Origin of the sequence: Pseudomonas resinovorans NBRC 106553 (assembly GCF_000412695.1) — a bacterium.
In the GTDB taxonomy this organism is placed as follows: Bacteria; Pseudomonadota; Gammaproteobacteria; order Pseudomonadales; family Pseudomonadaceae; genus Metapseudomonas; species Metapseudomonas resinovorans_A.
In genome coordinates this window covers 4,570,974-4,583,291 of the sequence record NC_021499.1, presented here as the reverse complement: position 1 = coordinate 4,583,291, position 12,318 = coordinate 4,570,974, and the positions used below count along the sequence as shown (strand labels likewise).

7 protein-coding genes are annotated in these 12,318 nt (G+C 67.1%); all 7 read left to right on the top strand.

What is annotated here, in order from left to right:
* Positions 1 to 65 precede the first annotated feature (65 nt).
* A complete protein-coding gene (fadD2, locus tag PCA10_RS20675) occupies positions 66 to 1,754 on the top strand; it encodes a long-chain-fatty-acid--CoA ligase FadD2 (RefSeq protein ID WP_016494029.1) in 1,689 nt (562 codons plus the stop codon).
* A 334-nt stretch (positions 1,755 to 2,088) separates the two neighbouring features.
* On the top strand, positions 2,089 to 3,795 hold the full coding sequence (gene fadD1, locus PCA10_RS20670) for a long-chain-fatty-acid--CoA ligase FadD1 (protein WP_016494028.1): 1,707 nt from the start codon (positions 2,089 to 2,091) through the stop codon (positions 3,793 to 3,795).
* A 121-nt stretch (positions 3,796 to 3,916) separates the two neighbouring features.
* Positions 3,917 to 4,822: a LysR family transcriptional regulator gene (locus tag PCA10_RS20665; RefSeq protein ID WP_016494027.1), complete on the top strand. Its 906-nt coding sequence runs from the start codon at positions 3,917 to 3,919 to the stop codon at positions 4,820 to 4,822.
* Between the two features lie 147 nt (positions 4,823 to 4,969).
* Positions 4,970 to 6,517 (top strand): MFS transporter, encoded by a 1,548-nt coding sequence (locus tag PCA10_RS20660; protein WP_016494026.1) that lies wholly within the window; start codon positions 4,970 to 4,972, stop codon positions 6,515 to 6,517.
* A 13-nt stretch (positions 6,518 to 6,530) separates the two neighbouring features.
* Positions 6,531 to 7,592, top strand: coding sequence for an HlyD family secretion protein (locus PCA10_RS20655; RefSeq protein ID WP_016494025.1), 1,062 nt, complete (start codon positions 6,531 to 6,533; stop codon positions 7,590 to 7,592).
* A 109-nt stretch (positions 7,593 to 7,701) separates the two neighbouring features.
* The gene (hrpA, locus tag PCA10_RS20650) at positions 7,702 to 11,727 is read left to right on the top strand and encodes an ATP-dependent RNA helicase HrpA (protein WP_016494024.1); all 4,026 of its coding nucleotides are present in this window, start codon (positions 7,702 to 7,704) and stop codon (positions 11,725 to 11,727) included.
* Positions 11,727 to 12,263: a DUF3087 domain-containing protein gene (locus PCA10_RS20645; RefSeq protein WP_016494023.1), complete on the top strand. Its 537-nt coding sequence runs from the start codon at positions 11,727 to 11,729 to the stop codon at positions 12,261 to 12,263. Before hrpA ends, PCA10_RS20645 begins: the two co-directional genes overlap by 1 nt.
* Positions 12,264 to 12,318 lie beyond the last annotated feature (55 nt).

The following is a 12,318-nucleotide window of genomic DNA, read 5'->3' as shown; positions in this document are numbered from 1 at the left end:
CTGCTAAGTTCCGGGCAGCCCCGCAGCGCGGGCCAGACAAATTCAGGGCCAAGAGGACAAGAACAATGCAACCTGATTTCTGGAGCGACAAACGCCCGGCCGGCGTGCCCAATCAAATTGATCTGGCCGCCTACAAGTCGGTGATCGAGGTGTTTGAGCGATCCTGCAAGAAGTTCGCCGACCGCCCGGCGTTCAGCAACCTGGGCGTGACCCTGACCTATGCCGAGCTGGACCGCCTGTCCGCCGCCTTCGCCGCCTACCTGCAGAAGAGCACCGACCTCAAGCCCGGCGACCGCATCGCCGTGCAGATGCCCAACGTCCTGCAGTACCCCATCGCCGTGTTCGGCGCCCTGCGCGCCGGGCTCATCGTGGTCAACACCAACCCGCTCTACACCGCCCGCGAGATGCGCCACCAGTTCAAGGACGCCGGGGTGCGCGCGCTGGTCTACATCAACCTGTTCGGCAAGCTGGTCGAAGAGGTGCTGCCCGATACCGATATCGAGTACCTGATCGAGGCGCGCATGGGGGACATGCTGCCGAGCCTGAAGGGCTGGCTGGTGAACACCCTGGTCAAAAGCGTGAAGAAGATGGTCCCCAACTATCACCTCCCCCAGGCGCTGCTGTTCAAGGAGGTGCTCAAGCAGGGCCAGGGCCATGGGCTGAAGCCGGTGCGGGTGGGCCTGGAAGACATCGCCGTGCTGCAGTACACCGGCGGCACCACGGGCGTGGCCAAGGGCGCGATGCTGACCCACGGCAACCTGGTGGCCAACATGCAGCAGGTGGACGCCTGCCTGTCGCAGCATGGTCCGGACGGCGCGCCGCTGATGAAGCAGGGCCAGGAGATCATGATCGCGCCGTTGCCGCTGTACCACATCTATGCCTTCACCGCGAACTGCATGTGCATGATGGTCAACGGCAACCTCAACGTCCTCATCACCAACCCGCGGGACATCGGCGGCTTCATCAAGGAGCTGAAGAAGTGGCGTTTCTCGGCGCTGCTGGGGCTCAACACCCTGTTCGTCGCGCTGATGGACCACCCCGAGTTCAAGAACCTCGACTTCTCCAACCTCAAGCTCACCAACTCCGGCGGCACCGCCCTGGTCAAGGCCACCGCCGAGCGCTGGCAATCCATCACCGGCTGTTCGGTCGTGGAGGGCTACGGCCTGACCGAAACCTCGCCGGTGGCCAGCACCAACCCCTACGGCAACCTGGCGCGCCTGGGCACCGTGGGCATCCCGGTGCCGGGCACCGCGTTCAAGACCATCGACGACGCCGGCAACGAGCTGCCCCTGGGCGAGCGCGGCGAGCTGTGCATCAAGGGCCCGCAGGTGATGAAGGGCTACTGGCAGCGCCCCGAGGCCACGGCCGAGGTGCTGGACGCCGAGGGCTGGCTGAAGACCGGCGACATCGCGGTGATCGATCCGGATGGCTTCGTGCGCATCGTCGACCGCAAGAAGGACCTGATCATCGTCTCCGGCTTCAACGTCTACCCGAACGAGATCGAGGACGTGGTGATGGCGCACCCGAAAGCGGCCAACTGCGCGGCCATCGGCGTACCGGACGAGAAGTCCGGCGAGGCGGTGAAACTCTTCGTGGTGGCCCGCGAGGGCGGCGTCAGCGTCGAGGAGCTGAAGGCCTACTGCAAGGAAAACTTCACCGGCTACAAGGTGCCCAAGCACATCGTGCTCAAGGAGGCCCTGCCGATGACCCCGGTGGGCAAGATCCTGCGCCGCGAACTGCGCGATATCGCCTGACCGCAAAAGGGCAGGACGGGTCCTCCGTCCTGCCCTCGCTCTTTTCCCCGCTCCACCCCCGCCCCGCCCGAACGCCCCCCTTCGAAACTCGTGAAAGCCCCGGAATACGCCGTTTGTCGGCGATTTAGAGTTGCAACTCCAAAAATGACCGGATATCCATGTTATGGTCATTTTCGTGACTGGCCAGGACATGTTTGGTGCTGGTCGGCCTCTGGCAAAGCTGCTAATCTCGGCGCGTTTTTTTGCCCGGATGGGCGCACAATCGCACAGAACACAACAAACAACTGCCCCTTGGAGGGCAGTGAATTCAGCTGTTGCTTAGGAGTGGGCCTCCATGACCGATAACCTCTGGAAGGACAAGTATCCAGCGGGCGTACCTGCCGAGATCAATGCCGATCAGTACCCCAACGTTCAAGCGGTGCTGAAGGAGTCCTGCCAACGCTTCGCCGACAAGCCCGCATTCAGCAACCTGGGCAAGACCCTCACCTACGGTGAGCTCTACGAACTCTCCGGAGCTTTCGCCGCCTACCTGCAGAACAACACCGACCTCAAGCCCGGCGACCGCATCGCCGTGCAGCTGCCGAACATCCTGCAATACCCGGTAGTGGTATTCGGCGCCATGCGCGCCGGCCTGATCGTGGTCAACACCAACCCGCTGTACACCGCGCGGGAAATGGAGCACCAGTTCAACGACTCCGGCGCCAAGGCCCTGATCTGCCTGGCCAACATGGCCCACCTGGCCGAGGAAGTGCTGCCCAAGACCGGCGTCAAGCACGTGGTCGTCACCGAAGTGGGCGACCTGCTGCCGACCTTCAAGCGCCTGCTGGTCAATGCCGTGATCAAGCACGTGAAGAAGATGGTGCCGCCGTTCAGCCTGCCCCATGCGGTCAAGCTCAACGACGCCCTGGCCAAGGGCCGTGGCCGCGCGGTCAAGGAAGCCACTCCGCACAACGGCGACGTCGCCGTGCTGCAGTACACCGGCGGCACCACCGGTGTGGCCAAGGGCGCGATGCTGACCCACCGCAACCTGATCGCCAACATGCTGCAGTGCAAGGCGCTGATGGGCGCCAACCTCAACGAAGGTTGCGAGATCCTCATCACCCCGCTGCCGCTCTATCACATCTACGCCTTCACCTTCCATTGCATGGCGATGATGCTGACCGGCAACCACAACATCCTCATCTCCAACCCGCGCGACCTGCCGGCCATGACCAAGGAGCTGGCGAAGTTCAAGTTCACCGGCTTCGTCGGTCTGAACACCCTGTTCGTCGCCCTGTGCAACAACGACGACTTCCGCAAGCTGGACTTCTCGGCGCTGAAGCTGACCCTGTCCGGCGGCATGGCCCTGCAACTGGCCGCCGCCGAGCGCTGGAAGCAAGTCACCGGTTGCGCCATCTGCGAAGGCTACGGCATGACCGAGACCAGCCCCGTGGTGTCGGTGAACCCCTTCCAGAGCATCCAGATCGGCACCATCGGTATCCCGGTGCCGTCCACCCTGTGCAAGGTGCTGGACGACGAGGGCAACGACGTCGGCATCGGCGCGCCCGGCGAGCTGTGCGTGAAGGGCCCGCAAGTGATGAAGGGCTACTGGCAGCGCCAGGAAGCCACCGACGAGATCCTCGACGCCGAAGGCTGGCTGCGCACCGGCGACGTCGCGGTGATCCAGGAAGACGGCTTCATGCGCATCGTCGATCGCAAGAAAGACATGATCCTGGTATCCGGCTTCAACGTGTACCCCAACGAACTGGAGGACGTGCTGGCGACCCTGCCGGGCGTGCTGCAGTGCGCCGCCATCGGCGTGCCGGACGAAAAATCCGGCGAGGCGATCAAGATGTTCGTGGTGGCCAAGCCCGGCGTCAGCCTGACCAAGGAGCAGGTCATGGAGCATATGCGCGGCAACGTCACCGGCTACAAGGTGCCGCGCGCCATCGAGTTCCGCGATGCGCTGCCGACCACCAACGTCGGCAAGATCCTGCGCCGCGAACTGCGTGACGAAGAGCTGAAGAAGCTCAAGGCGAAGCAGGAAACGGCCAAGGCCTGATCCTCTCCCGCCAGGCACAAGGCCCCGCAATTGCGGGGCCTTGTCGTTCATGGGGGCCCATCGACGGGATTCGGGCCGGCCGATACAGTGGCGGTTTCCCGTTTGCCCCGGAGCCGGCGCGATGGCATTGCCCGACCTCAACCTGCTGGTGGCCCTCGACGTGCTGCTCGACGAAGGCAGCGTGGCGGGCGCCGCGCGGCGCATGCACCTCAGCGCCCCGGCCATGAGCCGCACCCTGGCGCGGATCCGCGAAGCGGTGGGCGACCCCATCCTGGTGCGTGCCGGGCGCGGCCTGGTGCCCACGCCCAGGGCGCTGGAGCTGCGCGAGCAGGTGCGCGAGCTGGTGGAACAGGCCAGCGGCCTGTTCCATTCCGGCGAGCTGGACCTGGGGAATCTCTCGCGCCAGTTCAACGTGCGCACCAACGACATCTTCATGGTCTGCTTCGGCGGCCGCCTGTTCGAGCTGATGCGCCAGCAGGCGCCCGATGCCGTGCTGCGTTTCGTGCCGGAGATCGATGGCGACGACGATGCCATGCGTGCCGGGCGCATCGACCTGATCGTCGGCGCCTCCGACAAGCTGACGCCGGAAATCAAGTCCCAGGGCTTGTTCAGCTGCCGCTTCAACGGGCTGGTGCGCGAAGGCCATCCGATCTTCGACGCCCCCATCACCCCGGAACGCTTTGCCGCCTTCGACCAGATCAGCGTGTCGCGCCGGGGCCTGGCGCGTGGCCCCATCGACAAGGCGCTGGCGGAGCTGGACCTGTCGCGGCGGGTGGTGCTGATCTCGCCCAGCTTCTTCTCGGCGGTGCTGGCCCTGCACGACTCCGACCTGATCCTGCCGATGCCGGACCCGGTGATCGCCACCTGCGGGAAGCTCGGCCTGCCCCTGCGCTCGTTCGAGATCCCGCTGCCCCTGGAGACCGTGCGCGTCCGCCAGTCCTGGCACCCGCGCTTCGACAACGACTCGGCCCACCGCTGGTTGCGCGAACTCATCAAGAGGTGCTGTGAAGAGGGGTTCCAGGGCTAGTAGGGATACCTGCGTATAACGCACTGATCCATTGAGATCATTGCAGTATTCGGCATTGCTGGCGCAAACATAGACTCGTCTTGTACCCGCAATCCGGACCCGACTCATGTCCCTCTCAACCCTCCGCGCCGATGGAAAGGCGCCGCAATGAACGCCCCCCTGGCCATCCCGCTGCAGCCGGCAGCCAGCCCGGCAAGTGCGGCCCCCAAGGCCCCCGCAGCGACCGCCCTCGGCCCGCGTCTGCTGGTCGGCATGCTCGGCGTGTTGCTCGCCGTGCTGGTCTCGGGCTTCAACGAGAACGTGGTGAAGATCGCCCTGGCGGACATTCGTGGCGAGATGGGCATCGGCTATGACGAAGGCACCTGGCTGGTGGCGCTCTACGCGGCACCCTCGGTGTGCGCCATGGCCTTCGCCCCCTGGTTCGCCGTGACCCTCTCGCTGCGCCGCTTCACCCTGGGGGCCATCGCGCTGTTCATGCTGCTCGGGCTGCTGAGCCCGCTGGCGCCCACCCTGGAAAGCCTGATGCTGTTGCGGGCGCTGCAGGGGCTGGCGGGTGGTGCCTTGCCGCCGATCCTGATGACCGTGGCGCTGCGCTTCCTGCCGGCCAACCTGAGAATCTTCGGCCTGGCCAGCTATGCCCTCACCGCCACCTTCGGCCCCAGCCTCGGTACCCCGCTGGCGGCATTCTGGGTGGAGTTCGTCGGCTGGCGCTGGGCCTTCTGGCAAATCATTCCGTCGAGCCTGCTGGCCCTGCTCGCGGTCGCCTGGGGGCTCCCCCAGGACCCGCTGCGCCTGGAGCGCTTCCGTCAGTTCAACTGGCTGGGACTGGCGCTCGGTTTTCCCGCCCTGTCCATGCTGGTGGTGGGGTTGGTGCAGGGCGAGCGGCTGGACTGGTTCGAGTCGCCGCTGATCCGCATCTTGCTCGGCGGCGGCAGCCTGCTGCTGGTGCTGTTCCTGTTCAACGAATGGAAGCACCCGCTGCCGTTCTTCAAGCTGCAACTACTCAAGCTGCGCAACCTCAGCTTCGCCCTGTTCACCCTGGCCGGAGTGCTCTTCGTGCTCCTGGCCGCGGTGGTGATCCCGTCCGGCTACCTGGCCCAGGTGCAGGGCTATCGCCCGTTGCAGACCGCCCCGGTGATGTTGGTGGTGGCCTTGCCGCAGTTGCTGGCGCTGCCCCTGGTGGCGCTGCTGTGCAACCTGCGCTGGGTGGACTGCCGCTGGGTGCTGGCCTGCGGCCTGGCCATGCTCGGCTGCTCCTGCTGGCTGGGTTCGCACCTGACCTCGGCCTGGATTCGCGACGATTTCTACCTGGTCCAGGCGCTGCAGATCTTCGGCCAGCCGATGGCGGTGTTGCCCTTGCTGATGCTGGCCACCGGCAGCATCGCGCCCACCGACGGCCCGTTCGCGTCGGCCTGGTTCAACACCGTCAAGGGTTTCGCGGCGGTGCTGGCCGGCGCCGTGCTCGAAGCCCTGGCGACCCTGCGCCTGCATGTCCATTCGACCCAGTTGGTGGACCGCCTGGGCAACAACCCGCTGGCCGATGGCGGCCCCGACCTGGCCCAGCGGCTGCACCAGCAGGCGTCCGTACTCACGTCAGCCGACCTCTATCTCTGCACCGCTGTCGTGGCGGTCGTGCTGATCCTGCTCATCCCCTTCGTGCCGACGCGTATCCATCCGCCGCGCGCCCCGACCTGAACGGAGCCCCATCATGAACCACGCACGCATTCTCAAACCTGTCATCCCGGCTGCTCTGCTGGTGGGCGTCGGCCTGCTGGCCTGGGGCGCCTGGCATCTGCTGGATGACAGCGCCGACCAGTACACCAACGACGCCTACGTCCATGCCGACTTCACCCTGGCTGCGCCCAAGGTGCCCGGCTTCATCCATGAAGTGCTGGTGGAGGACAACCAGGTGGTGAAGGCCGGGCAAGTGCTCGCCCGGATCGACGACCGCGACTACCGTGCCGCCCTGGAGGGGGCCCGGGCCAAGGTCGCCAGTGCCCGGGCGCAACTGGACAACGCCACGGCCACCCTGGAGCGGCAGGCGTCCCTGATCGAGCAGGCCCAGGCGACGCTGGAGGCCGACCGCGCGGAGATCGTCTTTGCGCAGCACGAACTGGCGCGTCACGAAAAGCTGGTGCATCGCGGTGCCGGTACCTTGCAGAACGCCCAGCTGGCCCGCAGCCGCTTCGACACCGTGCGGGCGCGTCAGGCCGAGCACAGTGCCGCCCTGCTGGCCACGCGCAAGCAGACCGACATCCTCGGCGCCGAGCGCGACGCCGCCCAGGCAGCGCTGGATAACGCCCAGGCCGGGCTGCGCCAGGCCGAGCTGGATCTTTCCCATACCGAACTGCACGCCCCCATCGATGGCATGGTCGGGCGTCGCGCCGTGCGCGTCGGCGCCTTCGTCAAACCCGGCGACGCGCTCCTGGCGGTGGTGCCGCTGGACCGCGCCTACGTGGTGGCCAACTTCCAGGAAACCCAGCTCACCCACGTGCGCCCGGGCCAGGCCGTGCGGGTGACGGTGGATACCTTCCCCGGCGAGTCCCTGCGCGGCCATGTGCAAAGCATCGCCCCGGCCACCGGCGTGGCCTTCGCCGCCATCGCGCCGGCCAACGCCACCGGCAACTTCACCAAGGTGGTGCAGCGCATCCCGGTGAAGGTGGTGCTGGACCCCGGCCAGTCGCTGCTGGGCCAGCTGCGGGTGGGCATGTCGGTGGAGGCGAGCATCGACACCGGCAGCGCCGACGCCACCATCGCCAGGACCAACTGAAGGGTCCTGGCCGCTCCCGTCGCCCCAAAGCCACGCAAAGGTGCCACGGCCGCCCTTGTCTGCGACAATTCCGCCCTTGGCGAAAACGACAGCAGAATCAGCGGACCCGATGAGCGAGCAATCCCCCAGCCCCGAACAACTCCTGCAACGCATCGACCAGGCCATGGGCGCCGACCGCCATCGCCTGCGCCGGCAGCTCCACGAGCTGCACAAGCACCCCGACGCGGGCAAGCTGGCGCAGTGGGCCGAGCGTTTCCAGGCCTCGATCGCGCGGGTCGAGGCGCGCCGCGCCAGCGTGCCGGTGATGCGCTACGACGACGCCCTGCCCATCGCCGCCAAGCGCGACGAGATCAAGGCGGCGCTGGCGAAGCACCAGGTGCTGGTGATCGCTGGCGAGACCGGCTCGGGCAAGACCACCCAGCTGCCGAAGATCTGCCTGGAGATCGGCCGGGGTACCCATGGCCTCATCGGCCACACCCAGCCGCGCCGACTGGCGGCGCGCAGCGTGGCCACGCGGGTGGCGGAAGAGATCGGTACGCCCCTGGGCGAGCTGGTGGGCTACCAGGTGCGCTTCGAGGACCAGTCCAACGAACGCAGCCTGATCAAGCTGATGACCGACGGCATCCTGCTGGCCGAGACCCAGCACGACCGTTTCCTCGAACGCTACGACACGATCATCGTCGACGAGGCCCACGAGCGCAGCCTGAACATCGACTTCCTGCTGGGCTACCTCAAGACCCTGCTGCCGCGCCGCCCCGATCTCAAGCTGATCATCACCTCGGCGACCATCGACCTGGAGCGTTTCTCGAAGCACTTCGGTGACGCGCCGATCATCGAGGTCTCCGGCCGCACCTACCCGGTGGACACCTGGTACCGGCCGCTGGCCGCCGAGGTGGACGAGGACGGCGAGGCGCTGTTCGACGACCTTTCCGTGGACCAGGGCATCCTCCGCGCCCTGGACGAGATCGCCGCCCATGAGCGCGAGGTGGGCAAGCGCCCTGGCGACGTGCTGGTGTTCCTCCCCGGCGAGCGGGAAATCCGCGACTGCGCCGAGGTGCTGCGCAAGGCCAACCTGCGCCACACCGAGGTCCTGCCGCTCTATGCACGCCTGACGCCGGCCGAGCAGCAGAAGATCTTCGCGCCCATGCCGGGGCGCAAGATAGTGCTGTCCACCAACGTCGCCGAAACCTCGCTGACGGTGCCGGGCATCCGCTATGTGATCGACAGCGGCACCGCGCGCATCAGCCGCTACAGCTACCGCGCCAAGGTCCAGCGCCTGCCGGTGGAAGCCGTGTCCCAGGCCAGCGCCAACCAGCGCAAGGGCCGCTGTGGCCGGGTCGAACCGGGTATCTGCGTGCGCCTCTACAGCGAAGAGGACTTCATCTCCCGGCCGACCTTCACCGATCCGGAGATCCTGCGCACCAACCTGGCGGCGGTGATCCTGCAGATGCTCCACCTGCGCCTGGGCGACATCGAGGCCTTCCCCTTCATCGAACCGCCGGATGGCAAGGCGATCAAGGACGGCTTCACCCTGCTGCAGGAACTCTCGGCGGTGAACCGCGAGAGCCAGCTCACCCCCATCGGTCGCCAGCTGGCGCGCCTGCCCATCGACCCGCGCCTCGGCCGCATGGTGCTGGAAGGCGCGCGCCAGGGCAGCCTCGACGAAGTGCTGGTGATCACCGCCGCGCTGTCGGTGCAGGACCCGCGCGAGCGGCCCATGGACCGCCAGCAGGCCGCCGACCAGGCCCACGCCCAGTGGAAGGACGTGGATTCCGACTTCGCCGCGCTGATCAACCTCTGGCGCGGCTTCGAGGAGCAACGCCAGGCGCTCGGCTCCAACGCCCTGCGCAACTGGTGCCGGAAGAACTTCCTCAACTACCTGCGCCTGCGCGAGTGGCGCGACGCCCACCGCCAGCTGGTGCTGATCTGCCGCGAACTGAAACTGTTCCCGGAGCGGAGCAAGGACACGCCCGAGGGAGGGGACGGGCGGCGCTCCGCTCAGCGCCATCCTGCGAAGAGCAACGCCGCCGAAGCTCCGCGCGATGCCGCCGCCAAGGCCGAGCAGCAGGCGCGCAACATCGACTACGCCAAGGTGCACAAGGCGGTCCTCTGCGGCCTGCTCAGCCAGATCGGCCAGAAGACCGAGGAGGGCGACTACCTCGGCGCGCGCCAGCGGCGCTTCTGGATCCATCCCGGCACGGCCATCGCCAAGAAGCGCCCACAGTGGCTGATGACCGCCGAACTGGTGGAAACCACCAAGCTGTTCGCGCGCATGGTGGCGAAGATCGACCCCGACTGGCTGGAGCCCCTGGCCGGCCACCTGGTGAAGAAGAACTACCTCGAACCCCACTGGGAGAAACGCCGTGGCCAGGTGGTGGCCTTCGAGCAGATCACCCTCTACGGCCTGATCATCGTCGGCCGCCGCGCCGTGCACTACGGCCCCATCGAGCCGGAGGTGGCCCGCGAGCTGTTCATCCGCGAAGGCCTGGTGCGCGGCGAAATCCACAGCAAGGCGAAATGCCTCACGGCCAACCGCCAGTTGCTGGAACGGCTCGACGAACTGGAAGCCAAGGCACGCCGCCGCGACATCCTGGCCGATGAGGAAACCCTCTTCGCCTACTACGCGGCGCGCCTGCCGGCGGACATCTACCAGACCGCCAGCTTCGAGAAGTGGTACGAGCGCGAACGGGCGCAGAACCCCAACCTGCTGATCATGCGCGAAGAAGACGTGCTGGCCCGCGAGGCCAGCGAGGTCACCGCCGCGCAGTACCCGGACACCCTGCGTCTGGGCGACCTGCAACTGCCGCTGAGCTATCACTTCGAGCCGGGCCACCCGCGCGACGGCGTGACCCTGCGGGTGCCCGCGCCACTGCTGCCGCAACTGCCGGCCGAGCGCCTCGAGTGGCTGGTGCCGGGCCTGCTGGAAACCAAGTGCGTGGCCCTGGTGCGCAACCTGCCCAAGGCGATCCGCAAGAACTTCGTGCCGGTGCCGGACTTCGTCAAGGCGGCGCTGGACAAGCTGGCGTTCGCCCAGGGTTCGCTGCCCGAGAACCTCGGTCGCGAGCTGCAGCGCATGACCGGTGCCCGCGTGCCCGAGGAGGCCTGGAGCGAGGCCGCCGCCCAGCTCGAAGGCCACCTGAAGATGAACCTGGAAGTGGTGGACGCCCGCGGCAAGTTCCTCGGCGAAGGCCGCGACCTGGCCGAGATCACCGCGCGCTTCGCCGAGGCCAGCCAGGCCGCGCTGGCCATCCCCCAGGCGCAGAAGGAACAGAAACCGGTAGAGGCCAAGGGCTTCGCCCAGGTGGCGGCGAGCACCCAGCAGAAGGTCGCCGGCCTATCCATGACCGTCTACCCGGCGCTGGTGGAGGAGGGCGGGGCGGTCAAGGAAAGCCGCTTCCCGACCCAGGCCGAGGCCGACTGGCAGCATCGCCGTGCCCTGCAACGCCTGCTGCTGCAGCAACTGGCCGATACCGCCAAGTTCCTCCGCGGCAAGCTGCCGGGCCTGACCGAGCTGGGCCTGCTGTACCGCGACCTCGGGCGGGTCGACGCCCTGGTGGAGGACATCCTCCTGGCCAGCCTGGATGCCTGCATCCTCGAGGGTGAAGCCAGCCTGCCCCGCGATGGCGCGGCACTGGCGTCCCTGGCCGAGAAGAAGCGCGGCGCCTGGGCCGAGCACGCCGAACGCCTGGCGCGCCTGACCCTGGACATCCTCAAGCTCTGGCATGCCCTGCAGAAGCGCTTCAAGGGGCGCATCGACCTGGCCCAGGCCGTGGCCCTGAACGACATCAAGGCGCAGTTGGGCAACCTGGTCTATCCGGGCTTCGTCCGCGAGACGCCGGCCGAATGGCTGAAGGAACTGCCGCGCTACCTCAAGGCCATCGAGCAGCGTTTCGACAAGATCGCCGCGCAGTTGCAGCGCGACCGTGTCTGGTCGGGCGAGCTGGCCGGCTACTGGGAGCAATACCAGGCGCGCCTGGCCAAGCATGCCCAGGAAGGCAAGCGCGATCCGGAGCTGGTGCTCTACCGCTGGATGCTGGAGGAGTACCGCGTGTCGCTGTTCGCCCAGCAGCTCGGTACGCGCATGGCGGTATCCGACAAGCGCCTGAACAAGCAATGGAGCCAAGTGGAAGCCTGATGAGCGCACTCTTTGAAATCCGTCCCATGGACCCCGAGCTGTATCGCCGGCAGACCCGGCGCATCACCCTGATCGTCGCCGGCCTGTTCATCGCCATGGCCATGCTGTTCTCCACCCTCAGCGTGCAGCTGTTCGGCAGCCCGGGCGGCGACAACTTCCGCTGGAACCTGATCGGCGTACTGGCGGGCCTGGCCATTACCGTGGCCGTGGTACGGCTGCAGTTCTGGCCGCGTCCCTGGATGGCGCCGGCGGTCTATGGCTGGCAGCTCAAACGCAGCCTGATGCGCATCGGCAACGTCATGCACAAGGTCAAGGCGGGTGTGGCCGCTGGCGATCCGACGGCCATGAAGCTGCTGCGCTTCTACCACCTGGCGCTGACCCAGATGCACCAGCTCGACGGCAACAGCGCCGACCACAGCCAGATGGTGCGCGAGATCGACCAGCATCGCGAAGCGATGGAGGCCCAGGGCCTGGAACCGGAGCAGAAGCGCCTGGAAGCGGCCTGGCTGGAGGCCATGAAAGCCCAGGGCGCCTGACCCGCCGCTGCTTTCCGGGCCGGCGCCCGCCTTGGTCAGGATGATGGCCGCATGC

Bases quoted from the DNA above. Each gene is read 5' to 3' on its own strand.
- PCA10_RS20645 (WP_016494023.1), top strand. From the start codon at position 11,727: ATGAGCGCACTCTTTGAAATCCGTCCCATGGACCCCGAGCTGTATCGC.
- hrpA (WP_016494024.1), top strand. From the start codon at position 7,702: ATGAGCGAGCAATCCCCCAGCCCCGAACAACTCCTGCAACGCATCGAC.
- fadD2 (WP_016494029.1), top strand. From the start codon at position 66: ATGCAACCTGATTTCTGGAGCGACAAACGCCCGGCCGGCGTGCCCAAT.
- PCA10_RS20665 (WP_016494027.1), top strand. From the start codon at position 3,917: ATGGCATTGCCCGACCTCAACCTGCTGGTGGCCCTCGACGTGCTGCTC.
- PCA10_RS20660 (WP_016494026.1), top strand. From the start codon at position 4,970: ATGAACGCCCCCCTGGCCATCCCGCTGCAGCCGGCAGCCAGCCCGGCA.
- PCA10_RS20655 (WP_016494025.1), top strand. From the start codon at position 6,531: ATGAACCACGCACGCATTCTCAAACCTGTCATCCCGGCTGCTCTGCTG.
- fadD1 (WP_016494028.1), top strand. From the start codon at position 2,089: ATGACCGATAACCTCTGGAAGGACAAGTATCCAGCGGGCGTACCTGCC.